Genomic DNA, 24,997 nt, shown 5'->3' with positions numbered 1-24,997 from the left:
TGCGGGCGATTGGGTTTCCTCCGCAGTCTGATAATATGGTGGAGAGAGGACGCACCCGATGACCCAGCACCCCACCATCGACCCGGCCGTGATGCAGCAGCGCAAGGCCTATTACGACAAGATCGGCACCCGCAAGCTGGCGCCGTTGTGGGAAGTGCTGCATGGCCTGGTGATCCCGCAGCCGAAAAGCGCCTGCCAGCCCGCGCTGTGGCATTACGCCGATATTCGCGACGACATCATGGAGGCCGGCCGCCTGATCACCGCGCGCGAAGCCGAGCGCCGCGTGCTGATCCTGGAAAATCCCGGCATGCCCGGCCAGTCGCGTATCACCACCTCGCTCTATGCCGGCCTGCAGCTGATCCTGCCTGGCGAAGTGGCGCCGTCGCATCGCCATACGCAGTCGGCCTTGCGCTTCATCGTCGAAGGCGGCGGGGCTTACACCGCCGTCGATGGCGAGAAGACCATCATGCAGGAAGGCGACTTCGTCATCACGCCGAGCTGGACCTGGCATGACCATGGCAATGACAGCGACCGCCCGATGGTGTGGATGGACGGGCTGGACATTCCGCTGGTGCAGGCGCTCGACTGTTCGTTTTCGGAAAAATATCCCGAAGAGAGCCAGCCGCTGTCGCGGCCGACCGGCGACAGCCTCGCGCGCTACGGGTCCGGCCTGCTGCCGATCGATCACGAAGTGCGCGTGCCGACCTCGCCGGTGTTCAATTATCCCTACAGCCGCACGCGCGAGGCGCTCGACACCATGCGCCGCGGCGACACCTGGGATCCGTGTCACGGCCTGAAGCTGCAATACGTGAACCCGGCCAATGGCGAGAGCGCGATGCCCACCATCGGCACTTACATGCAGCTGCTGCCGAAAGGCTTCAGTGGCGAAAGCTATCGTTCGTCGGATGCCACGGTGTTCAGCGTGGTGGAGGGCAAGGGCCATACCCTGGTGGGCGAGGGTTCAGAAGCGCAACGCTTCGACTGGGGCAAGCGCGATACCTTCGTGATCCCGAGCTGGGTACCGCATCGGCACCATGCGCCAAACGAAGACGCCGTGCTGTTCAGCTTCTCGGATCGTCCGGTGCAGAAGAAACTCGGCCTGTGGCGCGAGAGCCGCGGCAACCGCTAGATTTTATAGAGCCAGAAAAGAGTTTTTGGGCATGGCGAAAGTCACCAAGATCGTTGAGATCGCCAATGACGATGAAGACGACGACGATGCCGCCGGCTTTGCCGAGGATGGCTTCGACGGGCTGACCGGCGCCGATCTCGACAATGGCGACGACCTGGACGGCCTGCGCGCGGTGGCACGGCTGGCCAAGCTGGTCGGCAGCCTGCCATGGTTTTCCGCCGTCGGCCGCAAGCTGACCGCCACCGAGATCAACGATGCCGAGGCCTATACCGCCGGCATCGGCTTTGACGAGATGCGGGTGGCCGGGGTCGAGAACTGGCTGGCGGCTTCGGCTGCCGCCCAGGCGCCGGACTGGGATGACGACTGGTGGCAGGCCGAGCAGCAGATGCAGAATGCGCTGCTGGAACAGGCGCTGCAGCATACCGACCAGCATGATCTGGAAGTGGCACTGACCCATGTATCGACCCGCGCCGGCGAGGTGGCGCATGAACATGCCGCCAAGATGGCGGCGCGCCAGGGTGTCAGCGATCCGTCCCTGCTGAAGGTGGCAGCCGGTGCGGCGGCCACGGCAGCCTATCAGGCCGCGCTGGTGCTGGCGGCGCGCAGCGCTGATTCAGAGGATGACGATGGCGAGCATCCCTTTGCCATCAAGTTCCGCCTGTTCGAGGCCGGCCGCCTGCCGCTCGGCATTGTCGGCAGCACGTTCAATCTGTTTTAGGCGATCTGGTCTGAGACGCAGAAGCCCTACTGCTCGCCGCGGATTTCCTTGCGGCGGCCGTAGAGGAAAATGCCAACCACGATGGCGCCCAGCACGATGCTGAACAGCACGCCCCAGATCAGCGGCCAGGTGGCGGCGGGATCGAAATCGGCGGCCATGTTGGTCCAGAAGCGGAAGGCCATGCCGATGGCGCCGAGTAGCGCGCCGACCAGGGCAGCGGTGATGGCGATGGCAAAGATCTTGTCGGCGCGGCTGTGCATGGCAGGCAATGTGACGCCTTTGCGCCGGTAATCAAGCGATGCCCGGTCGCTGCGTCAGCGTGCCGCATAAGACCTAGGCGTTAACCCCATCCGGATTTAGGATTGCGCCATGAACCAGATGGCATCCGTTGCGGCCAGGCCGCAGGTTTTGCTGAGCAGTCGCGGCCGCGACTGGAGCCATCTCTATGCCGATCTGCTGGCGATGCCGGGCGGGCCGGTGACCGTGCTGGACAGCAAACAGACCATGCTGAGCGTCCATGTCGGCGCCCCGCTGCGGGTACGCTGCCGCATCGGCGACGGCCCGCGCGAGGCGCGCCTGCTGCTGCATGGCGATATCGACATCCTGCCGGCGGGCGCCAGCGGCGAATGGTTTGACGAGGCACCGACCACCGCGCTGGTGCTGCGGCTGGCGCCAGACCTGCTGTCGCGCGCGGCAGCGGAGCTTGGCCTGTCGCGCGCAACCCTGTCACCGCAGGCGCAGCTGCGCGATCCGCGCCTGGTGCATCTGGCCTGGGCGATCCGCGCCGAACTCAGCAATGGCGATGCACGCGGCCGGCTGTATGCCGACAGCCTTGGCATGGCGCTGGCGGTGCAGCTGCTGCGCGGCGAGGGCGCGCCCGCAGACGCGGCCGGCAGCGGACGCGGTCTGGCACCCGCGCAGCGCCGCCGGGTGGCAGACCATATTGCCGCACATCTGGAAGATGACCTGTCTGTCGATGCACTGAGTCGGCTGGCCGGCCTCGGCGCGACGCAATTCAAGACGCTGTTCCGGCAGAGCTTCGGCCTGCCGGTGCATCAGTATGTGATCCGCCGCCGCGTCGAACAGGCCAAGCTTCTGCTGCTGCAGGGCCGGATGGGCCTGGCCGAGATCGCGCTGGCCGCGGGCTTTGCGCATCAGAGCCATATGGCGCGCAGCATGAGGCGGCTGCTGGGGGTGAGCCCGGCGCAGGTGCGCAGGACCGCCGACTGATTCTGCTTTGCGGCGCCTGATCCGGCGCGACAGCCGCAGGGCGCTTTGCCATCCTGCGGCCAGCGAATCACCGGAGAGTCTGAGCATGCCAAGCCGCGAGACCGTGGAAGCCTTTGTCGCCATGGTGGAATCGAACCAGCATGACCTGGCCATCGAACGCTTCTACACCGAAGATGCCAGCATGCAGGAAAACCTGACCGAGCCGCCGCGCCAGGGCCGCGACCGCCTGGTGGCGCATGAGCGTGCCGTGCTGGCCCGCGCCGCCACCGTGCAGACCGAATGCGTGCGCCCGGTGCTGATCGAGGGCGACACCGTGGTGATCCACTGGGTGTTTCATTTCGCGTTCAAGGACGGCAGCAAGCGCCGCATCGAGGAGCTGGCGCACCAGACTTGGCAGGGCGAGAAGGTGTGGCGCGAGCGCTTTTATTACGACCCGGCGCAAATGAAGGCTTACGTCTGATCGGCTACTTCACCCAGACCTTGTGCTTCTTGTGCCAGTCGGCCAGCGAGAGTTTGGGATAGAGATCGTAGGTCTCGTCCCTGCGGCCGACCTGCGGTTTCACCCAGGCCGGCTTGTAGCGCAGCATCAGATGCACTTTCGCCGGCGGCTTCGGCAGCGGCGTATCGATGGCGGATGCAAAGGGATGGATCAGCGCGGGCCAGGTGGGATCATAGAGCCACAGGGCCGTGGCGCAGCGTTTGCAGAAATTGCGCTGTCCCGTGCTGGTCTCGCAATGTTTGCCAGCGTCGTCGCAGATTTCGGCACGATAGACACCGATGCTGCGTTTGCCTTTTTTGATCCGGAGGCTGGCGGAAATACCGCCCAGATTGATGGCGAACCCGCCGCCGCCGGCAGTCTTGCGGCAGATCGAGCAGTAGCAGAGCTGGTAGGGCACCGGCGTGTGGCTGTCGAGACTGAACGCCACGGCACCGCAGCGGCAGCTGCCTTCAAGGGTCATCGGCATGGCATTCTCCCGTGATTACCTGTGGCGTATTTTCCCGCTGTGGAAACTACGCGCCTGAAATGCACCGCTGCAATTCCGCGATGGCCAATCCGCATCTGTCTGTTTATACAGGGCGCCCTATATGGCGCCGCTCAATCAAACGCAGTCTCCCAGAAAAACCAAGCCAGAAAACCATTCCATGCACGCCTCCGAACAGCCGCACGGCAAAGCCCGCTTCCTGCGCAACGCCTTCATCCTCGGCCTGCTGACCGCGATCGGGCCGTTTGCCATCGACATGTATCTGCCCTCGCTGCCATTCATTGGCAGCAGCCTGAATGCGGACCCCGACAAGGTGCTGATGAGCCTGACGGCGTTTTTCATCACCTTCGCGCTGGGCCAGCTGGTGTTCGGCCCGATCTCGGATATCACCGGGCGCCGGCCGCCGCTGTATTTCGGCATCGCGCTGTTCATCGGCGCCAGCATCGGCTGCGCCATGGCCGACAGCGTGGAGATGCTGATCGCATTCCGCTTCCTGCAGGGCCTGGGCGGTGCGGCCGGCATCGTGATCCCGCGCGCCATCGTGCGCGACCTGCATAGCGGCGTGGAAGAGGCCCGGCTGCTCGGCCTGTTGATGCTGGTGTTCAGCGTGTCGCCGCTGCTGGCGCCGCTGTTCGGCAGCGTGATCATCGAGGCGCTGGGCTGGCGCACCGTGTTCTGGTTCGTCGGCGGCATCGCCGTGCTGGCCGGCCTGCTGGGCTTTTTGCTGGTGCCGGAAACCCGCTCGGCCGCGCAGCGCACCGAAAGCAGCCTGGCCAGCATGCTGGGCACGTGCCGCCAGCTGTTCACCGACAAGACCTTCATGGGCCTGACGCTGGCCGGCAGCTTTGCCATCTGCGCCTTCTTCGTCTTCCTCGGCAACGCGCCCTTCGTGATGATGGGGCAGTATGGCCTGTCGCCGGCCGGTTTCAGCCTGACCTTCTCGGCAAACGCTGCGGCCTTCTTTGCCGCCGCGCAGCTCTGCGGCTGGCTCGGCGCCCGCTACGGCCTGCAGCAGCTGATCATGCCCTCCATCTACGGCTTCACCGCCATGATGCTGCTGGCCTTTGCCGTGCATGCGGCCGGGCTGTCGAACCTCTACCTGATGATGATCCTCCTGTTCCTCGGCTATGGCTGCCTCGGCATCCTGCTGCCGACCTCGTCGGTGCTGGCGCTGGAGTCCTACGGCGAGGCCGCCGGCATGGCCTCGTCGCTGATGGCGACCCTGCAGCTGGCCATCGGCGCCATCGTGATCGGCGTGAGCGGCAAGATCATCAACGGCGCCGCCCTGATGATGGTGGGCGGCATTGCGCTTTGCGCGGTGGCGACCCTGGCGGTGGCCCTGCTGACGCTGCGCGGCGGCGGCCGGCAGACCGCCCCGGCCGAGTAACTGGCACCCTTCACCGGTTTGCGCTACAGAATCAGGCATGAGCAAGAAACCTGTCAAAGCTGGTGGTGGCCCGGTCAAACTCGCCACCTGGAACATCAACTCGGTGCGGGCGCGCCTCGACCTGATGGGCGCCTTCCTCAAGCAGCATGACCCCGACATCCTCTGCCTGCAGGAAACCAAGGTGCGGGATGACGAGTTTCCGCATGAGCTGTTCGAGCAGCGCGGCTATGCCCATCGGCTGATCCATGGCCAGCCTGGCTATAACGGCGTGGCGATCTTTGCCAAGCGTGCCATCACGCTGAAGGAAAAGCTGAACCTGGCCGGCCGCGACGACCGCCGCCATATCGCCGCCGAACTGGCCGATGGCACCATCCTGCACAATTATTATGTGCCGGCCGGCGGCGACATCCCCGACCCGGTGGCGAATGACAAATTCGCCCATAAGCTGGAAGTGCTGGCCGGCATGACCAAATGGTCGGCGGCGCTGAAGAAAAAGGGCGGCAAGGAAATCCTGGTCGGCGATCTCAACATCGCGCCGCTGGAAACCGATGTGTGGTCGCACAAGCAGCTGCTGAAGATCGTCAGCCATACGCCGGTCGAGACCGAGGGCATGCTGAAGATGCAGGCCGCCCGCGGCTGGGTCGATGCCGTGCGGCATTTCGTGCCGCCGAGCGAGAAGCTGTATTCCTGGTGGAGCTACCGATCCGCCAACTGGGAAGCCGCCGACAAGGGCCGCCGGCTCGACCATGTCTGGGTCAGTCCGGAACTGCAGGGCAAGCTGGTCGGCGCCCAGGTGATCAAGGCGATGCGCGGCATGGAAAAAGCCTCCGACCACGCGCCGATCATCGTGACGCTGAACCTGGGGTGACGGTCAGAAGATCACCGCCGCAGCCTTGTCGCCAATAAAAGCGCCAAGCCGGTGGTAGCTTTCGAACCGCCGCTCCGTGAAGAACTGGTCTGATGTACTCTGGTGCGGGAAATCCGGGTTGGCCAGCGCGTAGGCGAGCAAGTCGGCCGGCGCATCGCTGACCAGAGCCGGCTTGATATAGAGCAGCGTGCCACGCTCGCCCGCTTGCCCTGCGGCCGGCGGTGGATAGAAGATTTTCGCAGTGATGAAGCCTTCCTGCAGCAGCTTCGCACGCGTGCCATCGGTGATCAGCGGGTATCCTTTGCCGCGATAGGACATTGGTGGCTCGCGCACCGCGTCCAAGCGTTTCCATATCGCAGTGCTGGATTTCGGTGACAGGCCGTCGAACTCGACCTCAATGCCGAATTCAGTATAGGCCAGCATCAGCGCCCGCCCGAGATCATCCAGTGAGTAATTCGGATCGCATGACGCATCCGAAAGCACGATATATTTCACTTTGCGGCGCAGCAGTTCATAGAGGCCAGTATTGTCGAAATGGCCACCGTCGCTCAGTTCGATATAGCGTTTATCTTCGGAGAAATAGTTGCTGATGAGCGATCCCACGCCCGGTGTGAGAAAATTCGGCGGCCGTGTCTTGGCTGGGCCGGTCTTGGCTGCCTGCCGCGGATTGGGCTGCCAGTAACCGAGGCGGATATTGAATAGTGTCATTAGGAAACTAACCGCCCAGCGCCGCGTGATTGCATCCTCGCCACCGGCAGTGTTCGGGTTTGCAGCAGCTCCCGATATCGCCATCGCGGTCGCCATAGTCAGGTCGGGTACCTGCCTAAAACGGCTGACATTGTGGTCCTTGGTTCTGAGCCAGCCGGTTGCCTGCGAGCCACAATAGAGCGGCGACAGTATGAAACTGTCGCCGCCGCGCTGGTAGAATTTCTGGTCCCGCGACCGTACCAAAATCACATTCGTGTTGGTGATGTGATAGGCGCCGCGATAGACCGTGGTCGCCTGCGGATCGGACGCCCCGAAGATATCGCTGAGCTTGGACTCATCGGATTCTCTGAAACCGTAGGTACGGTAACTCGGCATGAAGGTTTCCATCAGCCGGTCGCGATAGAAGCGGTGCGGCGAGATGTTGTTCGGATTGAGCAGCTGAAAAATTGCCCCAGCCAAAACAAAGATAGCTAACAGTCGACGTTCTCCAAGCCATATCTGTTCTGCAGGTAACGCAATCTCGAAGAGCAGGGTTATCGTGAAAATACTGGACACACCACCGACAAAGGCAAACAGCGCCGCTACATCCAACAGGAATTCATCGCCGATGTCGGCTCTATACTTCATCCATTTCGACGCAATCAGCCCCATGAGTATGATTCCGACGCAGACAAACACAGTGCTGATATGAATGTAGCTTAAAACATGTGTCACTAACTGCTCGAAGCGGCTCTTCTCAATATTAGACGCAATCAAACCGCCGATTGCGCCGCCGGCAATAAAAGCAAGCCATAATATAATGGGGGACCGCGCCTCGGTTTCATTCTTATGGCCCGAGATATGCTTCAGAATTTTGAGAATAAGCAGTATCGCGAAGCTGCCGATAACAATATTTACAGAAATGCCAACCGCCGTGTCGGGTATCGACTGCACGAATCGGCTGCCATCGATATTGATCACGATCGTGTAAGCGACGGCAAAGACCGCCATCAGAAGGGCTACAGATAGGAAAAATGCAGCGAGCCGCAGCATCAGCGCGCGCATTCTTTCGCCAAGCTTCTGCAGGTGCGATATTAAGAAGCTGCCGCCACTGCCCGTCAACGAAAGCGCGGAACCGAGATAGAGATATGGATTGCTGGCAGCATCCCGAGCTGCGCTGTGAATCAGCGGCATCAGCGAGAAAACGAACAGGACCAGCGCCCAAGTCGACCAGGTAGTGAAAGCTCCCAGCGCTCGGAGGCGGCTGGCATGGCTGCCTTCAAAGCTTGGCCTAACGGCATAGATAATAAGGTACACCACAAAGCTGAACAGATAGGTCACTGCAACGGCATTCACCGCCAGCAGCGAGAACTGCGCCAGTTCCTTTTCTGCAAACAACTCCCCCCAGACCAGGAGTGTGCCCCCCCAGGGAATCTGGTCGAGCACCGCGATCACCCACTCGTTGCAACTATGGGAAAACCGGTAAATCGGTAGAAAAAGCAGAGTCATCAGCAAAAGTGCGAATACGAAGTAGATCGAAAACGATGCCGCTGACATGCGCAGTGTGTTGAGTAGCCCAGACATCAGCGTAATGTCATTGTTGGGCGCGAGGTAGTTTGCACGCTGCCGAATATGTTCCAGCAGACTGAGGAGGAAGGATTTTCCGCTTGGCTTCTTGCCGGACCCGCGCCCATCCTGCGGCACTGTGTACTTGGGGAAGGCATTGGCAGAAACATCCGGATTCTGCGTGATCGCCCAGGTCAGCGCGGTGCCGACATAGCCGCCACCAGAGACTGTGGAGAGATAATCAAAGCGGTCCAGCTTGCCTTTATAGGCAAGACTCTCCAGCACACCGGCGGCAAAGGCTGCGGACCGGATACCACCGCCGGACAGCGCAAGGCCGCTGAGATCCTTCTCCCGTTGCTGCGGGTCCGTGCTCTTGAAATTGTCTTCCGCATCTTCGGATGTGACGAATTCACTGTATATCGGACGCAGCAGGCGCGGCTCCTGCTCGCGCGGCTTGTCCTCCCGCTCGATCTCAGCCACCGACTGACGCGAGCCTAAGTCCTCATTGCGCCAGATCGTCATCCGTCGGATCTTGTGGCGACGGCAGATATGATCGATCTCCTGCCGGAAGACCTCGCTGAATTCCACCGTGTAACTGTTTTCCGCGGACGCTGCCTTGGAACGATCTTCGCCGCCGCCCTCCGACGTCGCCATTGCTGCCCCCCACTCGACCGACCCCGCACCACTTTAGTATAGGCGGCGGCGAATGGTACAATTTTAAGTATGTATGCGGGGTAGGCGGGAAGCCCCCTCCTCAAACGCCCCAGTCGGGATCGGGAATGGTGAGGAAGACCTTGCGCAGGCCTTCGCCCCAGAGCCCGCGGATACTGGCGAAATAGGGTTCCTGCTCGGTGATGCGCTTGCGCAGGGCGAATTTCAGATCGCCCCTGGGCAGGATCGCCAGGTCGAGCGGCAGGCCGACCGAAATATTCGAGCGCAGCGTGCTGTCCATCGAGACCAGTGCGCATTTGGCCGCCTGCACCAGCGGGGTTTCCGGGGTGATCACGCGATCCAGGATCGGCTTGCCATACTTGATCTCGCCGATCTGCAGGAAGGGCGTGTCGACCGTGGCGCGGATGAAATTGCCCGCGTAATACAGCATGTAAAGCTCATGCGGCTTGGCGCCGATCTGGCCGCCGAGCAGCATGGAGAGATTGGGTTCAACGCCCTGCTGCTTCAGCCCCTCGCCATCGCGGCGTGCCACCTCGCGGATCGCGGCGCCGACCATGCTGGCGGCCTCGAACATGCTGGCGGCCTGATTGAGGTCGCAGGTCTTGCCCTGTTCGTCTGTGAAACCCTCTTTCAGCAGGGTCACCACCGTCTGGCTGAGCGACAGGTTGCCGGCCGTGGTGAGCACGATGGCACGCTCGCCCGGCGTCTCCCAGACATACATCTTGCCGAAGGTGGAGATCGAATCCACGCCGGCATTGGTACGGCTGTCGGACAGCATGACGATGCCGTCATTCAGCAGAAGGCCGACGCAGTAGGTCATGATTGAACCCGTCCCCAGACTTTAATCCGCCCGCATCAAAGCAAGCCGTGCATGTCCGGGTCAAGGTATAGAGCCGGTAATGCTTACCAGACCCCCAGCCAGATGCCCCAGCCATGGATCACGCCGATGGGGAAGAAGATCGCCCCGGCGATCAGGAAGCCCCATTCACTCTGGGTGAAGCAGGTGTAGAGATGCTGCACCCAGCCGGCGAAGCTGAGGCCGCAGACAATGATGGCGGCGATGGCGAAACGCCTGAGGAAGTCGAGCATGATGGCAGTCTCCTGCCATCCTAACGCTTCAGAACCGTTTCAGTTCTGGCGTGTCTTCAGTTTGGCTGCATGAAATCGCGGGCAATCGCCGCGCCCAGCTCGATATTGGTGTCGATCAGGTTGGTCAGGTATTCATGCAGGCCGCGGGTGAAGATCGAATCGATGTCGTCGTAGCGCAGCTTCAGCAGCATGCTTTCGGCCAGCCGCACGGACGGATAGTCGCGGCGGTAGCTCTCCCGCAGGTATTGCAGGATCGACACGATCTCGGCGAAACAGGCATGCAGGCTGCGTGGGAAGTCCTCGCGCAGCACCAGCAGCTCGGCCACCTTCAGCGGCCGGATGCTGTCGCGGTAGATCTGGCGATAGATGCGGAAGGCCGAGACCGAGCGCAGCAGCGCGCCCCACTGGTAGTAATCAACCGCACCGCCGATATCGCCGGGCGAGGGCAGCAGCACGTGGTATTTCACATCGAGGATGCGCGCGGTGGAATCGGCGCGTTCCAGCAGCGTGCCGAGCCGCATGAAGCGGTAGGCATCGTCGCGCTGCATGGTGCCCTCGGCAACGCCGCGGAACAGCTGGCTGCGCTCGCGCACCCAGTCGAAGAAGCTGGAGAAGCCATCGGCCTCCACCTTGGCCATGGAGAAGGTGCGCATCTCCAGCCAGGCGGCATTGATGCTTTCCCAGGCCTCTGACGTGATCTGCGCCCGCATGGCGCGCGCATTCTCGCGGCCTGCCTTGAGGCAGGCATGGATGGAGGAGGGATTGTCGGGCGCGAAGGCGAGGAAGTCGATCACCGCGCGCCGGGTCGGCGGACCGCCATGCAGGGCAAAGGACTTGTCGCAGCCGGCGATGATGAGGGCCGCTTCCCATTCGTCGTTGCGGGTGCCGCCATGGGTGGACTGCATGCTCATGCGATGCGCCACGCCGAGGATGCGCGACATCGCTTCGGCGCGCTCGACATAGCGGTTGAGCCAGTAAAGGTTATCGGCGGCGCGGCTGAGCATCAGTCATCCTCGCCGGCTTTGATGTCGTCGGCGGCATCTTCCTCCAGCACCCAGGTATCCTTGGTGCCGCCGCCCTGGCTGGAATTCACCACCAGCGAGCCCTCGCGCAAGGCCACGCGGGTCAGTCCGCCAGGCACCACACGCATGGTCTCGCCGCTGAGCACAAAGGGCCGCAGGTCGACATGGCGCGGCGCGATGCCGGATTCCACAAAGGTCGGGCAGGTGCTGAGTGCCAGCGTAGGCTGCGCGATATAGGCTTCCGGCTTCGCCACGATCTTGGCGCGGAAGGTCTCGATCTCGGCTTTCGAGGACTTCGGCCCGACCAGCATGCCGTAGCCGCCGGAACCGTGCACTTCCTTGACCACCAGCTCGGCCAGATGCTCCAGCGTGTATTTCAGATCGTCCGGCCGGCGCAGCACATAGGTGGGCACATTGGCGAGCAGGGGCTCCTCGCCGAGATAGAAGCGCACCATGTCGGGCACATACGGATAGATCGACTTGTCGTCGGCAACGCCGGTGCCGACCGCATTGGCCAGCGTGATGTTGCCGGCCTTGTAGGCCGCGAAGATGCCGGGAATGCCGATCATCGAATCCTTGCGGAAAACTTTCGGATCGAGGAAGTCGTCATCGAGCCGGCGGTACAGCACATCGACGCGCTTCAGGCCGCCGACGGTGCGCATGTAGACGATGTCGTCCTTCACCGTGAGATCGCCGCCCTCGACCAGCTCGATACCCATCTGCTCGGCCAGGAAGACATGCTCGAAATAGGCCGAGTTGTAGACGCCGGGCGTCAGCAGCGCGACGGTCGGTTCGGACTCGCAATGCGGCGGCGCGCTGTCGCGCAGCGTCTGCAGCAGGGCATCGGGATAATGGCCGACCGGCGCGACGCGCACCTGCGCAAACAGATCGGGGAACAGCCGCATCATCGCTTCGCGGTTCTCCAGCATGTAGGAGACGCCCGATGGCGTGCGGCAGTTGTCTTCCAGCACGTAGAATTCGTTTTCCGCCGTGCGCACCAGGTCGATGCCGGCGATATGGGTGTAGGTCTGCCGCGCGATGGTGACATCGCGCATGTGATTCACATAGGCCGCATTCCTGAGGATCAGATCTTCAGGAATCGTGCCGGCGCGCAGGATTTCGCGCTTGTGGTAAATGTCATCCAGAAACGCATTCAGCGCCTTGACGCGCTGCTTCAGGCCACGCCGCAGCCGCTTCCATTCCTTGGCCGAAATGATGCGGGGCACGATGTCGAACGGGATCAGGCGTTCGGTATCGCCGCCCTCGCCATAGACGGCAAAGGTAATGCCGAGCCGGCGGAACAGCAAATCGGCTTCCTGGCGGCGGCGATCCAGCATGTCGCTGGGTGCTGCATCGAGCCAGCGTTTGTAGTCGCGGTAGGGGGCGCGGACACTGCTGGCCGCCTGCGATTGCGACTGACCAGCCTGGGTCTGTATCGCGGCAGGGCCGAGGTCCATCTCGTCGAATGCGGTCATGCCGGTCGAACCTCCCCCTTGCGGATCGATAATGGCGGGGAGCGCCATCGGAGCGCAATCGCAAGCCGTCGGGTCTGAGCAAAGAATGGAACGTCCGAGACAGAAAAAGACTGCAACATGCTTCAGAGACGGCCTGTCGGTATGAGCCTGGGAGACGATGCAACTTTCATGCAAGCGAATTTGCCAGCCGGAATCCATGGCAAAGCAGCCGGCGGACAGGGTCCGCCGGCTGCTCGGCTTTCAAATGATGTAATTTTGGGCAGTTCCCCGCCCGAAGTCAGGCCGCCTGCCAGTTGGCCGCCAGGACGCCGGCCAGATCGTCATTCAGGCCGGCCGCCGCCAGGGTCATCTGGCCGGCGGTGGGTGCGCTGAAGCCGGCCATGGCCGTGACCAGGTTTTCCACATTGGCCGCCGACAGCGCGTAGCCGCCATCAACGGTGCCGATGACATCGACCCGCCGGCTGGTATCGGAATACCAGTCCGCCAGCAGCACGCTGCTGGCGGTTTCGCCGATCACGTCGATCCGCAGGTCATCGCCGACCTGGCTGAACCACAGCTGGTCGAAGGCCACGCCGCTGCTGAACTGCACCGTGTCGGTGCTGGCGGCGGCATCGGTGATGCCGGCCTGCACGATGGTGTCGATGCCGTCAGCGCGGCCGATCTGGTACAGGTCGCTGCCGCTGCCGCCGATCAGTGTGTCGTTGCCGCCGGCGCCGGTCAGGCTGTCATTGCCGGTGCGGCCAAACAGCGCGTCGGCGCCACTGGTGCCAGTGATCATGTCGTTGCCAGCGAGTTGGTCACGGTAGGGAGTGAACGTGGTGCCACTGACCACATCAACCGTGCCGCTTAGGGAGCCCACCAGCAGGTCATTGCGGCCATCGCTATTCATATCGGCAATCGATAAGGCCGATCCGATGCCCTGGCCGCTAGTGCCATCCATAGTGATGAATTGACCTGCCGGCGTCAGTGACAGATCAATGGTGCCAGCATAACCGCCATCCCGACCCCAGACGACCCAGAGCTTGCCGTCGCCGGAATTGGCCGTGCGGCTGCCGACCACGATGTCGCTGAAACCGTCGCCGTTCAAGTCGTCCATCGCGATACTGCTGATACCGGTCGATACGCCGGTTAGCTTGATGCCGCTCAGGCCGTTCAGGGCGCTGATATCAATATTGCCGTCGGCCACATAGCCCTGATTGCCAAACAGCACAAAGGCGCCAGTCGCGCCAGATCCGATCGTACCGCCGACCCAGCCGGCCATATCGGCCAGCCCATCGCCATTGACATCACCTCCGCTCGCCATGAAGCGGAAGGTTCTGTCACCAGAGGGGAAATCGAAATTATCCAGAATCAGGCCACCAGTATTACTCGACATGTTTTGTGCGAAAACACCACTAGAATTACCTAGTGTGATCTTGACTGGACCATAAGTCTGCTGGCCGTCATTGGCGGCACCGACGCTGGTGACAATATCGGCATAGCCGTCGCCGTTTATATCGACGCTCCCCATTATCTGGCTGTGAGATTCCAAGGCGGAACTACCGACTGGCGTTACATTATTGTAGGCCGTGAAGTTCGGCGATGACGATAAGGTGCCGTCATTACTGATCCAGCCTGCCAACGAAGGCGTGGTCGCTGAGATCGATGCTCCCCCTCCATGCGTAGATAACGCACTGCTTACAAACAGATCCAGTTTTCCATCGCCGTTAAAATCTGCCGCCACAATGCCAGTTGTATAGAAGCCCTGCGCCGGCAGAAGTGTAGAATCTGCAGTATTATCCGCCAATGCTCCGCCCTGCATGATACCGATCTGGACGGGTTGGTTTACGGTGCCGCCCGATGGAGACCATTGAAAACCGTCGCCTCGTACAAGGTCGGTATCGCCATCTTGATCAATATCGCTGAAGGAAAAAGCGGGCAGATAAGAATTCGCAGCGAATTTGAAAACATCTGTGCTGCTGGATGATGCTCCAGCGAAGCTTCCGCCCGCCAGTTGCGTCGTCAGCGATTCAGCAACACCGAGAATGATACCCTGTTCCAGCGCAACGCCCGTTGCACTGACCCCCATCGCCAGATCGGTTACATTGTCGTCATTGAAATCGCCGGTCTGCAAATTCAGGACTGGCTGGGCGTTGCTGACGGCCCGAACCGATATCGCTCCTAAGAACAGGCTGTCGGGTAGGACCGTCACATTGACTGTGGCTGTTCCGGTACCGCCATGGCCATCCGACACCGTATAGGAGAAACTGGCGGCGCCGGTGTAGCTGCTGGTCGGCGTGAAGATAACCTGACCTGCCTGGTTGATAGACACCGTGCCACCGACGGCGCCCTGCACCGACTGAATGCTGAGCGTGTCGCCATCCACATCGGTGTCGTTGGCCAGCAGCGCAGAGGTGGAAATCGTCAGCGCGGTGTCTTCCGACGTGGTCAGCGCGCCATCGTTCACCGCCACCGGCGCATCGTTCACCGGCGTGACGGTGAGGTTGACCGTGCCGGTGGTCAGGCCGCCCTGGCCATCCGAGGCCACGTATTTGAACGAGGCCGGGCCGTTGTAGTTGGCGGTCGGTGTAAAGGTGACGACGCCTTGGGCATTCTTGGCGACCGTGCCATTCGTTGCATTGGAAACCGCCAAGATCGAAAGCGTATTCCCCTCGATATCGCTGTCGTTGGCCAGCAGCTGCGACGCGGTCAGCTGCAGCGGCGCATCCTCGGCGAAGGTGAAGCTGTCATTGCCCGCGACCGGCTTGTCGTTCACCGCCGCGATATTGATGGTCATCGTATTGGGGGCGGGATCGAAAGCCTGACCGTCGCCGACGGAAAACGTGAAGCTGGCCGCGCCGTTGGCATTGGCGGTCGGATTGAAGGCGAGGGTCGACAGATCGGCCACCGCGATCACCTGTCCCGCCGTCACCGCGACGCCGTTCAAGGTGAGCGTGCCCTTGGCGCCGCTCGGCAGACTGTCGATGCGAACCGCGGCCAGCGTGTCACCGTCCACATCCGTCGATGCAAAGAGCCCGGCCGCGAAGCTGTATGAAATGTCTTCGGTGGCGCCTACGGTGATATCGAAGCCCTGGGGCGCGTCATTCAACGCGGTGACGCTCAGGTTGACCGTGGCAACCGACACCTCGCCCAGGTCGTCCAGCGCATAATATTCAAATGAGGCTGCGCCGCTGTAATTGGCGTCGGGTGTGAAAACGATGTTGCCGTTGATGTCGTATCCGACTGTGCCGCCAACGGCATTGCCGATTTCCAGGATGCTGGTGCCGGCCGGATCATTGGCCAGCAGCTGACTGGGGGTCAGCAGCAGGGCGGTATCTTCTGCCGTGGTAAAGCCACTGTCGTCTTGAGCCGGACCGGACATTCTGCGGGTCTCCCTGTTCTAGGGTCGGCATATCGATTCGCGCACTACGAGCCTATTCAAATCCGATTACAGGGAAAAGAAAATATTGGAGTTATTTATATCCTTCTAAAGAATAGTCCTGCGATAATTCCACATCTTTGAAGTGCGGCCCGAAACAGAAAAAAGCCCGCAGTACAAACTGCGGGCTTTTGAACAGGGCAACCCGGGCCGGCGGGTGGGAAAGCCGGCCCGGGTGCCTTCGCGTACCCCTGTTACTGCACCGTCTCGCCGTGCAGGTTCAGGTCGAGACCATCGCGCTCGGTGGCCTCATCGACGCGCAGACCGATCGTCCAATCGATGATCTTCAGGATGATCAGGGTCACGATCGCGGTGAACACGATGGTGATGACCACGCCGTAGATCTGGGTCAGAACCTGACCGCCATTGCCGTCGAGCAGGCCGAGCGGGGCGTCCTTGCCGGCAATCGCCGCCTTGGCGAACACGCCGGTCAGGATCGCGCCGACGATGCCGCCGACACCATGCACGCCGAAGGCGTCCAGGCTGTCGTCATAGCCGAGCGCATTCTTCACCGTGGTGGCGGCAACGAAGCAGATGATACCGGCAACGATGCCGATGATCAGCGCGCCCATCGGATCGACGAAACCGGCTGCCGGGGTGATGGCAACCAGACCGGCCACCGCACCCGAGACGATGCCGAGCACGCTCGGCTTGCCGCGGGCCAGCCACTCCGAGAACATCCAGGCGAGCGCAGCGGCCGCCGTGGCGATCTGGGTGACGGCCATGGCCATGCCGGCATTGACGTTGGCACCCGCGGCCGAACCGGCGTTGAAGCCGAACCAGCCGACCCAGAGCAGACCGGCGCCGATGATCGACAGCGTCAGGTTATGCGGCGCATGGCTGACCTTGCCGTAGCCCTGGCGCTTGCCGAGCACGAGGCAGGCGACCAGGCCGGCCACACCGGCATTGATATGCACAACAGTGCCGCCGGCGAAGTCGAGCACGCCCATTTCGCCCATCAGACCACCGCCCCAGACCATGTGGGCAACCGGCGCGTAGACGAAGATCAGCCACAGGCCGATGAACCACAGCATCGCCGAGAACTTCATGCGATCGGCAAAGGCGCCGGTGATCAGGGCCGGGGTGATGATGGCGAAGGTGAGCTGGAAGGTCATGAAGACCGTTTCCGGGATGGTCTTGGCCAGCGCGTTCACGCTGTCGATGGCCAGGCCGGACAGGAACAGGTTCCCGAAGCCGCCGATGATGGCGTTGCCTTCCGAGAAGGCCAGGCTGTAGCCGACGATCATCCAGAGCACGGTGACCAGGCAGGTGATGGCGAAGCTCTGCATCATGATGGCGAGCACATTCTGCTTGCGCACCATGCCGCCGTAGAACAGGGCGAGGCCGGGGATGGTCATCATCAGGACCAGCGCGGTCGAGGTGAGCATCCAGGCGGTGTCGCCGGTATCGAGCTTCGGCGCTTCAGCATCCTGTGCGAAGCCGAGCGAGGGAATCAGGGCAAAGAGAGCAGCCAGCACCAGGCCGAACATGACGTAGCTGAGCCAGCCGAGCTGTCGCTGATCGGCCACAGTGGCCGTCGAGACGGTGGAGAGTTGCATGACGGTTTAATCCTCCTGTCAGTGAAGGTCACGCCAGTTTCCGGACCGGGGCCAAGATCGCTCCCACTTGGGATCGCTCCCGGCTTGCCGGCGGACCCGCCCGGTTCCCCCCAATGAGAACTCCGGAAAAGGCCCACCCCTGGCGCATACCTCTGGCCTAAATGTTTACAAGAACCGTGCCAGCCGGTTGCACTGCGGCAAATCTCGCAGAAGGCCGGAATCAGCCGGACAGCGTGATTATTCTAGGACTTACCGCTGCCAAGCGTGACTAATATTTAGCCTATTGCCTTATTTTTGGTGCTTTTTTGAGCGCCGGATACAGCCTGTTTCGCGGGCAGCCCCCGGCCTGCCGGTCTGCCGGGCAAAGCTGAACGCACCGTATGACAAGAGCGGGGCCGGCGGGACGCCCGGCGGGCGCCGGCGTTCTGTTGCCATGCTTCGCTTGGCGATCCTGCTCCTGCTCGGCCTGTTGCCCTGGCTCACGCTGCCCCCGGCGGTGCGGGCCGGTACGGGTTTCGCGCCGGCCAGCTTCTATGGCCTCCCGGCGCCGCCGCTGCGCGGCCCCGATCAGGCGGCCGGCCTCGTAATCTGGAATCACGGTTATGGCGCCCATGCCTATATCGAGCAGGCGCCGCCGCTGGCCTGGTATTTCGCGCAGGCCGGCTGGGATGTGTACCGCCAGTATCGCAGCCTGAAGAGCGACAGCGGCTTTCGCGCCGCCGCCGCCGTGGAGCAGGCCGTGGAGAAGGCCCGGGCCCTGGGCTATCGCCGCATCGTGCTGATGGGATTCTCGATGGGGGCCTATGCGGCTGTCGATGTGGCGCAGCGCCGTCCGGTGGCGGGCGTGATCGCGCTCGCGCCGGCCACGGTGGCGCATGACAGTTTCGGCTGGGAGCTGAACGACCACGCGATGCGGCCGATGTGGCGACAGCTCGGCGCATTGCCGCAGCCGCTGGTCGCCGCCTATTTCCCGCAGGATATTTTCTACGAAACCGAAATGCCGGCGGTACGCGGGCCATGGCTGCGCCAGCAGCTGGACCACGCCGCTGCGCCGCATCTGGTGATCGACCGGCCGCAGCTGCCCGGTATCGTCGGCCACAGTGCGGGCCTGGGCTGGAGCTTCGCGCGGCGCTACGGTCCCTGCATCCGTCGCCTGATCGACAGCACGGCAGCGGACAGCCGAACGCCCGATTGCACCGGGCTGCGCGACGACCGGGCTTTCGCCACCGCCGCCATATCCGCACAAGCGATGCAGCAGCTGCGGCCCTATCAGGGCCGCTGGCGCGGCCAGCCCGGCAAGCATTGGGGCTTCAGCATGGAGATCGGGCCGGACGATCTCGGCGTGCCGCTGATGACGCTGACACTGCCCGAGCAGGGTACCCTTGACTTACCACTGGTCGCCACTGCCGATGGCTGGCGCGGCGAAGCCGAGTTCGGCCTGCTCGACCTGCGGCGCATGGGAAATACACTTGCGGCACGCATTACCCGGCCCGGTGACAGCGCCAGCGACCGCAGCTTCGTCTTCCAGCGCGACGCGCCAGCCACTTCACACCTGGCTGGCCCGCCATTGGAATTGGCCGATCAGCTCTTGTCGTCGACCGGCTTGAAGTCGAGGGCCACGCCGTTGATGCAGTAGCGCAGGCCAGTCGGCTCCGGACCATCCTCGAAGACATGGCCGAGATGGCCCTGGCAGCTGGCGCAATGCACTTCCACGCGGCGCATGCCGTGGCTGGTATCGATGGTGGCCTTCACATTCTCGGCCACCGGGGCATAGAAGCTCGGCCAGCCGCTGCCGCTCTCGTATTTGGTGTCGGAGGTGAACACCTCGGTGCCGCAGCCGGCGCAGAGGTATTTGCCCTTGCGCTTTTCCCGGTTGAGCGAACTGGTGCCCGGCCGCTCGGTGCCGTGGCCGCGCAGCACGCGTTCGGCTTCGGGGGAGAGCGGCTTGGTGGCGCCGCAACTGGGCGCGGATTTTGTCTCGGTCATGCTGGGCCTCCGTTTGGACCCAATCTAGTGCATGCGCTGCGGTTTGCGAGCCTGGCCTTGTCTTTTCTGCAACCGGTTTGCCATAGTACCCGCACAATCGGGGGTATGCGTGTTTCGAAATGTCCTGATCGTCACCTTGCTGCTGACCGGCCTTGTGGCCTGCAGAACGACCAAGGAGCGCATGGCGGTCGAGGCCATGCAGATGCCATCCAGGCCCGAGGGTACGGCACGCCTCGTTTTGTACCGCACCGACAGCGTGATCGATGCCCGCGCCCCGATCCCCGTCGTGGCGGTGAACGGAGAGACCGTTGGCACACTCGCCGACGAAACCCTCATCATCCGCGATGTGCCGCCGGGGGAACTGGAAATCACCCTGTCACTGCGCGAAGCAGACCAGCGCAGCAAATACACGGTCCAGACCGCCACGCTGCGGGCCGACCTGAATGCCGGCGGTGAATGGTTTGTCGAGGCGCAGATCTCCGAGCCGTGCAAAGCCGGCACCCGGCCAAGAAACTTCTCCTCCGTGCCAACCGGCCTATGGCAGACCGATCTGATGCTGACCAGCATGAGCGCCGTAAGCCTCGCGGTGGCCCATGCGACCATGGAATGCGGCGCAATCTACAATCTCAATCCGACCTGGCCGAAATCGACCTGGAACCTCAATCCGCTGCTGAAGAAATACGGCGCCGAGCCGATGCAGCACACGCCTCTGCCCGATGTGCATCTGCCGCAGTCTGACCTGCACTGGCATGTCGCCGAGCGCGCCATCCGCAGTCATTTCGAAGGCAATAACGTCGAGTACATCCCGTTTCTCGACCCATCTGGCCGCGACAACCTGCTGCTGAAGGACATCACCCTGGTGCGCGAGGAGCGCAATGCCGACGGCACCATCGGCATCCTGGTCGATGTCGAATACCTGCATGTCAGCCACGAAACGATTGCCGGCCGCTATGTGAAGCGCCCGCTGCGCTACACGCTGGAACCGGGTGAGCCGGCGCCGAAAGTGGCGCGCTGGGCCGACGCGGACTAGCTAATCCGCCTCGACCGGCGCCGGCGCCGCGCCACTCGCCACGCAATTGCGGCCCTGCTGCTTGGCCTCATAGAGCGCCGCATCGGCCTGCTGCATCCAGGCGTCCATCTGCTGGCCCGGCTGCAGCACGGCAATGCCGATACTCACCGTCACGCGCGCCGCACCCGACATCGACGTGCCGGCGATCAGATTGCGCAGCTCCTCGGCCACGATCAGCGCCGCAGCGCCATCGGTATCGGGCAGCAGCAGCAGGAATTCGTCACCGCCGATGCGGAACAGGCGATCCAGCCGGCGCACCCGGTCGGCGATGAGCGCCACCACCGTGCGCAGCACGGTGTCGCCGGCGGCATGGCCGAAACGGTCGTTGATCGGCTTGAAATGGTCGATGTCGATCAGCAGCAGGGCGGCAGAGGCCTGGCTGCGGCGCTGGCGCTCGATCACATCCTCCAGACAGCTTTCCATATGGCGGCGGTTGAACGCCCCGGTCAGCGGATCGGTCAGCGTCTGCGCCACCAGCCGCTCATGCAGGTCGTTGATCACGCTGAGGATGATGTTGACGATCACGATGGTGAGCAGCAGCGCGACGAAGGCGCGCACCGCCATGCCGCTGCCGGCATGGATCTGCACCAGCACCGTGGTGCCGGCCAGCAGGGCGAGGCTGACCGGCACGGCAATGCGCCGCGCCAGCACGAAATAGGTGAACAGCACCACCGGATAGGTCCACAGCACGCCATAACTGGGCTGGGCGATCAGCAGCAGGGTGACGGCAGCGGCGGCCGGCACCAGCAGCAGGGCAAACGGCACCGGCGCCTTGCGCCCGCGATAGATCGCCACCGCATCGACCGCCAGCACGATCACGGTGGCAAAGATGGCCAGCCCGAGCGGAATCCGCCCGGTGACCATGTTGCTGGCGGCAAAGGGCGCCAGCAGCGCGGCACTGACCACGGCGATGCGATAGAGAATCTGTTCGCGATGACCGGCCAGCGCATCGCCACCGCCGAACAGCCGGGCGAGAAAAGCAAACGGCCGGCGCGGCGGGGTTGGCGTCATGGGGCCATCATCGGGGCGTCAGCGCCGGCTGAGCTTCTTGGCCAGCTCGTCGAGCTGTTCGAGCGTCTGGTAATGCAGCACCAGACGACCGGCTTCGGGCTTGCCCGGCTCGGCCTCGATCTCGGCCCGCAACCCGAGCGCCGCGGTGATGCCGCGCTCGAATGCCAGGGTATCGGCATCCTTGCCGACCGGCGCGGTTTTCGGTTTCGGCGCCGACGGCGGCCGGCCGCCCTTTTTCGCTGCTGCCGGCGTGCCGACCTCGCGGCCGACGGCGACCAGCTTTTCCACCTGCCGCACGGTCAGCTGACCCTCGACGATGCGCAGCGCCAGCTGCTCGGCCAGCGCATGGCCGATCAGCGGCCGGGCCTGGCCGGCGGTCAGCTTGCCCTCGATGATCATCTGCACGACGGGCTTGGGCAGCTGCAGCAGCCGGAGAATATTGGCGACATGGCTGCGGCTCTTGCCGATCACCTGGGCGATCTGGTCCTGGCTGTATTTGAATTCATCGGCCAGCTGGAGGAAGGCCCCGGCCTCCTCCATCGGGTTGAGATCCTCGCGCTGCAGGTTTTCGATCAGGCCGATCTCGACCGCATCGCGATCGGTGATGTCCTTGATCACCACCGGCACGGCATGGATCTTGGCGATCTGCGAGGCACGCCAGCGGCGTTCGCCGGCGATGATCTCGTAGCCCTGCCCGTCCTTGGCGCGGCGCACCAGCAGCGGCTGCAGCACGCCCTTGGCCTTGATCGACTGCGCCAGTTCCTCCAGCGCTTCCTTCTTGAACAGCTTGCGCGGCTGATAGGGATTGGGCTTGAGCTGCTCGATGGGGATTTCGCGCACCCCGCCGGCCGCGCCGCGCGCCGCCGCGGCGTCCGAGCCCGGTGCCGGCTCGCCCATCAGGGCAGCAAGGCCACGGCCGAGGCCGCGGCGTTTGGGATCGTCAATCATGCTCTACGCTTTCACTGTAAAAAGTCATTCCGCCGCGTCGCGCAGGGCCTGCTCGCGTTTGATCACCTCGCGGGCCAGCGCCATATAGGCGGTGCTGCCCGGCGCGCGGTGATCGTAGATCAGTGCCGGCACGCCATGGCTGGGCGCTTCGGAGATGCGCACATTGCGCGGGATCACGGTCTCGTAGACCTTCTCGCCGAGGAAGCCGCGCACATCGGCCGCCACCTGGTCGGAGAGGTTGTTGCGCTTGTCGAACATGGTCAGCACCACGCCCTGCACATCCAGCGTGGGATTGAGGGTGGTGCGCACGCGCTCGACCGTGCGCAGCAATTGCGACAGGCCTTCGAGTGCGAAGAACTCGCATTGCAGCGGCACCAGCACGGCATCGGATGCCACCATCGCATTGACGGTGAGCAGCGTCAGCGACGGCGGGCAGTCGATCAGAATGTGATCGAATTCGGCGAGCCGGCCCGCGATTGCGTTTTTAAGGCGATGGGTGCGGTGCTCGAGATCCATCATCTCAAGTTCCGCGCCGGCCAGCTCGACATTGGCCGGCACGATGGAAAGGTTCGGCACCTTGGTCGGCCGGATCGTCTCATGCAGCTCGGCGGCGCCCATCAGCAATTCATACGTGCCGAAGTCGCGCTCCTCATGGGTCAGCCCCAGGCCGGTGGAGGCGTTGCCCTGCGGGTCAGAGTCGATCAGCAGCACGCGCTCGCCGACAGCGGCCAGCGCCGTGGCGAGATTGATCGCCGTGGTGGTCTTGCCCACGCCGCCCTTCTGGTTGGCGATCGCCAGCACCCGGCCCTGGCGAGCGGGTTGCGGTATCAGGCCGGCATCGTCGGCTGCCGCGGCAGCCAGTTCGGCACCCAGCGTGTCGTCGTCGCCCCAGCCGGACCCCTGGTCCGAACCATGTTCTTGTTCTGTACTGGTCACTTGGGTTCCAATCCCCTGAGAAGCAGGATGCGGGCGGCCGGATCGGTCCGGCTCGGCAGCATCTCTGCTGTCGGAAGTGTCCAATATCGCCGGGCCTCGGTCAATTCATCCTCGGCCTGCCGGCCCTTCGGAAACAGGTAAACCGTATCCGGGCCAGCCAGCGGGCGTGCCAGGCCGATGAGGTCTTTCAGCGGCGCCAGCGCCCGCGCCGAGATCACATCGGGCGCACCGCCCATCGCCGCATGAAGCTGCGCGGCATCAAGCGCTTCAATGCGTTTCACGTGAACGGTAACACTGCTCAGCCCCATGGCGCGCGCGGCCTCGCGCAGGAAGGCCGACTTGCGCTGGTCGCTTTCCACCAGATGCACGGTCGCCATGCCGAGCGCGGCGATCACCAGGCCGGGAAAGCCGCCGCCGGAGCCGAGATCGAGCCAGCGCGTGGTGCCGGCCGGCGCAAGATCGAGAATCTGCGCGGAATCGAGGAAATGGCGCTGCCACAGGTCGGGCAGCGTATTGGGCGCCACCAGGTTGATCGCCTTCTGCCATTTGGTGATCAACCCGGCATAGATGTCCAACCGCTCGATGGCGGTGTCGCTGCACTGGGTGGCGGCCTGGAACTCTTGCGGCATCATGGCGCGGGTTATCGCCCATGACGCCCGGCTTGTCAGGTGTTTCCCGTGCAACCCGGCCGAAAAGCCTAGTCGCCCCAGGGATCGTAGGTGCCGAACGACCAGATATGGCCTTCGGGGTCGCGGCAGGTGAAGCCGCGGCCGCCGTAATCCTCGTCCTTGATGTCGATCAGGATGGCGGCGCCGGCGGCCTTGGCGCGGGCGTAGTGCAGGTCGGCATCGGGCACCACCACGTAAATGCTGATGGTTTCACGGCCGCCCACCTCGTCGGGCTGCACCATATGCTTGGAAAACGGCGTTTCCAGCACCGAACTGAGCATGATCAGCTCGTCGCCATAGGTCAGCTCGGCATGGCCGACACGGCCCTCCTCGTCCTCATAGAGGGCGTGGATCTCGAACCCGAAGCTCTGGCAGAGCCAGTCGATCATCGCCCGGGCATCGCGATAACGCAGCACCGGCACGATCAGGCCGGGATGTGCGCCCGGCGGGGGTGAAGGGGGTAATCCAGCCATGCGGGACACCTTCTCTATTCACGACACCCCACTCTAACCTGCCGATACCAACAACGCATGAAAAAGGGGGATGTTTCACGTGAAACATCCCCCTTTTCAGATA

At 63.2% G+C, this 24,997-nt stretch carries 23 protein-coding genes; 8 read left to right on the top strand and 15 right to left on the bottom strand.

The annotated features are described in order from the left end of the window. Nucleotides 1-58 precede the first annotated feature (58 nt). Nucleotides 59-1,129 (top strand): gentisate 1,2-dioxygenase, encoded by a 1,071-nt coding sequence (gtdA, locus tag AAG821_RS19705; RefSeq protein WP_341908702.1) that lies wholly within the window; start codon nt 59-61, stop codon nt 1,127-1,129. 31 nt (nt 1,130-1,160) lie between these two features. Further along, nucleotides 1,161-1,847, top strand: a complete 687-nt coding sequence (locus tag AAG821_RS19700; RefSeq protein ID WP_341908701.1) for a hypothetical protein — start codon at nt 1,161-1,163, stop codon at nt 1,845-1,847. Between the two features lie 26 nt (nt 1,848-1,873). Here the strand turns inward: AAG821_RS19700 and AAG821_RS19695 are convergent, their stop codons facing one another. Beyond that, a complete protein-coding gene (locus tag AAG821_RS19695) occupies nt 1,874-2,107 on the bottom strand; it encodes a hypothetical protein (protein WP_341908699.1) in 234 nt (77 codons plus the stop codon). Nucleotides 2,108-2,216: 109 nt separating this feature from the next. Here AAG821_RS19695 and AAG821_RS19690 point away from each other — a divergent pair, with 109 nt between their 5' ends. Continuing rightward, nucleotides 2,217-3,077, top strand: a complete 861-nt coding sequence (locus AAG821_RS19690) for an AraC family transcriptional regulator (protein WP_341916400.1) — start codon at nt 2,217-2,219, stop codon at nt 3,075-3,077. A gap of 85 nt (nt 3,078-3,162) precedes the next feature. Continuing rightward, nucleotides 3,163-3,537, top strand: coding sequence for a nuclear transport factor 2 family protein (locus AAG821_RS19685; RefSeq protein ID WP_341908696.1), 375 nt, complete (start codon nt 3,163-3,165; stop codon nt 3,535-3,537). A gap of 4 nt (nt 3,538-3,541) precedes the next feature. On the opposite strand, the gene AAG821_RS19680 is transcribed toward AAG821_RS19685, so the two are convergent. Beyond that, nucleotides 3,542-4,042, bottom strand: coding sequence for a GFA family protein (locus tag AAG821_RS19680; RefSeq protein WP_341908694.1), 501 nt, complete (start codon nt 4,040-4,042; stop codon nt 3,542-3,544). A gap of 178 nt (nt 4,043-4,220) precedes the next feature. Here AAG821_RS19680 and AAG821_RS19675 point away from each other — a divergent pair, with 178 nt between their 5' ends. Together AAG821_RS19675 and xth are read left to right on the top strand one after the other, a co-directional pair. Then, nucleotides 4,221-5,447 (top strand): multidrug effflux MFS transporter, encoded by a 1,227-nt coding sequence (locus AAG821_RS19675; protein WP_341908692.1) that lies wholly within the window; start codon nt 4,221-4,223, stop codon nt 5,445-5,447. 37 nt (nt 5,448-5,484) lie between these two features. Next, entirely contained in the window at nt 5,485-6,315 is an 831-nt protein-coding gene (gene xth, locus AAG821_RS19670) for an exodeoxyribonuclease III (RefSeq protein ID WP_341908690.1), read from the top strand. A 3-nt stretch (nt 6,316-6,318) separates the two neighbouring features. On the opposite strand, the gene AAG821_RS19665 is transcribed toward xth, so the two are convergent. The 7 genes from AAG821_RS19665 to AAG821_RS19635 all read right to left on the bottom strand — a co-directional run bounded on the left by AAG821_RS19665 (nt 6,319) and on the right by AAG821_RS19635 (nt 17,734). Then, the gene (locus tag AAG821_RS19665; RefSeq protein ID WP_341916398.1) at nt 6,319-9,222 is read right to left on the bottom strand and encodes a patatin-like phospholipase family protein; all 2,904 of its coding nucleotides are present in this window, start codon (nt 9,220-9,222) and stop codon (nt 6,319-6,321) included. Nucleotides 9,223-9,322: 100 nt separating this feature from the next. Continuing rightward, nucleotides 9,323-10,060, bottom strand: coding sequence for a peptidase (locus AAG821_RS19660; protein ID WP_341913924.1), 738 nt, complete (start codon nt 10,058-10,060; stop codon nt 9,323-9,325). 83 nt (nt 10,061-10,143) lie between these two features. Further along, a complete protein-coding gene (locus AAG821_RS19655; RefSeq protein ID WP_341913925.1) occupies nt 10,144-10,329 on the bottom strand; it encodes a hypothetical protein in 186 nt (61 codons plus the stop codon). Nucleotides 10,330-10,385: 56 nt separating this feature from the next. Continuing rightward, nucleotides 10,386-11,333: an alpha-E domain-containing protein gene (locus AAG821_RS19650; RefSeq protein ID WP_341913927.1), complete on the bottom strand. Its 948-nt coding sequence runs from the start codon at nt 11,331-11,333 to the stop codon at nt 10,386-10,388. After that, on the bottom strand, nt 11,333-12,826 hold the full coding sequence (locus AAG821_RS19645; protein ID WP_341913929.1) for a circularly permuted type 2 ATP-grasp protein: 1,494 nt from the start codon (nt 12,824-12,826) through the stop codon (nt 11,333-11,335). Before AAG821_RS19645 ends, AAG821_RS19650 begins: the two co-directional genes overlap by 1 nt. 277 nt (nt 12,827-13,103) lie before the next feature. Beyond that, entirely contained in the window at nt 13,104-16,187 is a 3,084-nt protein-coding gene (locus AAG821_RS19640) for a tandem-95 repeat protein (RefSeq protein WP_341913931.1), read from the bottom strand. A gap of 251 nt (nt 16,188-16,438) precedes the next feature. Further along, nucleotides 16,439-17,734 carry an ammonium transporter gene (locus AAG821_RS19635; RefSeq protein WP_341914020.1) on the bottom strand — a complete coding sequence of 432 codons (1,296 nt, stop codon included), beginning with the start codon at nt 17,732-17,734 and terminating at the stop codon, nt 16,439-16,441. 502 nt (nt 17,735-18,236) lie between these two features. Here AAG821_RS19635 and AAG821_RS19630 point away from each other — a divergent pair. Next, entirely contained in the window at nt 18,237-19,439 is a 1,203-nt protein-coding gene (locus tag AAG821_RS19630; protein WP_341913933.1) for an alpha/beta hydrolase, read from the top strand. Here the strand turns inward: AAG821_RS19630 and msrB are convergent. Further along, nucleotides 19,385-19,789, bottom strand: a complete 405-nt coding sequence (gene msrB / locus AAG821_RS19625) for a peptide-methionine (R)-S-oxide reductase MsrB (RefSeq protein WP_341913935.1) — start codon at nt 19,787-19,789, stop codon at nt 19,385-19,387. The genes AAG821_RS19630 and msrB overlap by 55 nt on opposite strands. 109 nt (nt 19,790-19,898) lie before the next feature. Between msrB and AAG821_RS19620 the strand changes: the two genes are divergently transcribed. Next, on the top strand, nt 19,899-20,819 hold the full coding sequence (locus AAG821_RS19620; protein WP_341913937.1) for a hypothetical protein: 921 nt from the start codon (nt 19,899-19,901) through the stop codon (nt 20,817-20,819). Here AAG821_RS19620 and AAG821_RS19615 read toward each other — a convergent pair whose 3' ends face one another. From AAG821_RS19615 to AAG821_RS19595, 5 genes are all read right to left on the bottom strand, one after another. Beyond that, nucleotides 20,820-21,869: a GGDEF domain-containing protein gene (locus AAG821_RS19615; protein ID WP_341913939.1), complete on the bottom strand. Its 1,050-nt coding sequence runs from the start codon at nt 21,867-21,869 to the stop codon at nt 20,820-20,822. It lies immediately after the preceding gene. Between the two features lie 18 nt (nt 21,870-21,887). Then, on the bottom strand, nt 21,888-22,817 hold the full coding sequence (locus AAG821_RS19610; protein ID WP_341913941.1) for a ParB/RepB/Spo0J family partition protein: 930 nt from the start codon (nt 22,815-22,817) through the stop codon (nt 21,888-21,890). A gap of 24 nt (nt 22,818-22,841) precedes the next feature. Then, nucleotides 22,842-23,645, bottom strand: a complete 804-nt coding sequence (locus AAG821_RS19605; RefSeq protein ID WP_341914022.1) for a ParA family protein — start codon at nt 23,643-23,645, stop codon at nt 22,842-22,844. 104 nt (nt 23,646-23,749) lie between these two features. Beyond that, complete coding sequence (rsmG, locus tag AAG821_RS19600; RefSeq protein ID WP_341913943.1) at nt 23,750-24,385, bottom strand: 16S rRNA (guanine(527)-N(7))-methyltransferase RsmG; 636 nt, start codon at nt 24,383-24,385, stop codon at nt 23,750-23,752. A 65-nt stretch (nt 24,386-24,450) separates the two neighbouring features. Then, a complete protein-coding gene (locus tag AAG821_RS19595; protein WP_341913944.1) occupies nt 24,451-24,894 on the bottom strand; it encodes a VOC family protein in 444 nt (147 codons plus the stop codon). Nucleotides 24,895-24,997 lie beyond the last annotated feature (103 nt).

This window comes from Ferrovibrio terrae (assembly GCF_943372915.1).
Lineage (GTDB): Bacteria > Pseudomonadota > Alphaproteobacteria > Ferrovibrionales > Ferrovibrionaceae > Ferrovibrio > Ferrovibrio terrae_A.
The sequence above is the reverse complement of the archived record's forward strand: the minus strand, read 5'-3'. Positions and strand labels throughout refer to the sequence as shown.

Bases quoted from the DNA above. Each gene is read 5' to 3' on its own strand.
- rsmG (WP_341913943.1), bottom strand. From the start codon at position 24,385: ATGATGCCGCAAGAGTTCCAGGCCGCCACCCAGTGCAGCGACACCGCC.
- AAG821_RS19650 (WP_341913927.1), bottom strand. From the start codon at position 11,333: ATGCTCAGCCGCGCCGCCGATAACCTTTACTGGCTCAACCGCTATGTC.
- AAG821_RS19655 (WP_341913925.1), bottom strand. From the start codon at position 10,329: ATGCTCGACTTCCTCAGGCGTTTCGCCATCGCCGCCATCATTGTCTGC.
- AAG821_RS19640 (WP_341913931.1), bottom strand. From the start codon at position 16,187: ATGTCCGGTCCGGCTCAAGACGACAGTGGCTTTACCACGGCAGAAGAT.
- AAG821_RS19645 (WP_341913929.1), bottom strand. From the start codon at position 12,826: ATGACCGCATTCGACGAGATGGACCTCGGCCCTGCCGCGATACAGACC.
- AAG821_RS19630 (WP_341913933.1), top strand. From the start codon at position 18,237: ATGCTTCGCTTGGCGATCCTGCTCCTGCTCGGCCTGTTGCCCTGGCTC.
- AAG821_RS19615 (WP_341913939.1), bottom strand. From the start codon at position 21,869: ATGACGCCAACCCCGCCGCGCCGGCCGTTTGCTTTTCTCGCCCGGCTG.
- AAG821_RS19665 (WP_341916398.1), bottom strand. From the start codon at position 9,222: ATGGCGACGTCGGAGGGCGGCGGCGAAGATCGTTCCAAGGCAGCGTCC.
- AAG821_RS19595 (WP_341913944.1), bottom strand. From the start codon at position 24,894: ATGGCTGGATTACCCCCTTCACCCCCGCCGGGCGCACATCCCGGCCTG.
- AAG821_RS19680 (WP_341908694.1), bottom strand. From the start codon at position 4,042: ATGCCGATGACCCTTGAAGGCAGCTGCCGCTGCGGTGCCGTGGCGTTC.
- AAG821_RS19635 (WP_341914020.1), bottom strand. From the start codon at position 17,734: ATGTTCGGCCTGGTGCTGGCTGCTCTCTTTGCCCTGATTCCCTCGCTC.
- AAG821_RS19660 (WP_341913924.1), bottom strand. From the start codon at position 10,060: ATGACCTACTGCGTCGGCCTTCTGCTGAATGACGGCATCGTCATGCTG.
- msrB (WP_341913935.1), bottom strand. From the start codon at position 19,789: ATGACCGAGACAAAATCCGCGCCCAGTTGCGGCGCCACCAAGCCGCTC.
- AAG821_RS19700 (WP_341908701.1), top strand. From the start codon at position 1,161: ATGGCGAAAGTCACCAAGATCGTTGAGATCGCCAATGACGATGAAGAC.
- AAG821_RS19685 (WP_341908696.1), top strand. From the start codon at position 3,163: ATGCCAAGCCGCGAGACCGTGGAAGCCTTTGTCGCCATGGTGGAATCG.
- AAG821_RS19695 (WP_341908699.1), bottom strand. From the start codon at position 2,107: ATGCACAGCCGCGCCGACAAGATCTTTGCCATCGCCATCACCGCTGCC.
- AAG821_RS19610 (WP_341913941.1), bottom strand. From the start codon at position 22,817: ATGATTGACGATCCCAAACGCCGCGGCCTCGGCCGTGGCCTTGCTGCC.
- AAG821_RS19690 (WP_341916400.1), top strand. From the start codon at position 2,217: ATGAACCAGATGGCATCCGTTGCGGCCAGGCCGCAGGTTTTGCTGAGC.
- gtdA (WP_341908702.1), top strand. From the start codon at position 59: ATGACCCAGCACCCCACCATCGACCCGGCCGTGATGCAGCAGCGCAAG.
- xth (WP_341908690.1), top strand. From the start codon at position 5,485: ATGAGCAAGAAACCTGTCAAAGCTGGTGGTGGCCCGGTCAAACTCGCC.
- AAG821_RS19675 (WP_341908692.1), top strand. From the start codon at position 4,221: ATGCACGCCTCCGAACAGCCGCACGGCAAAGCCCGCTTCCTGCGCAAC.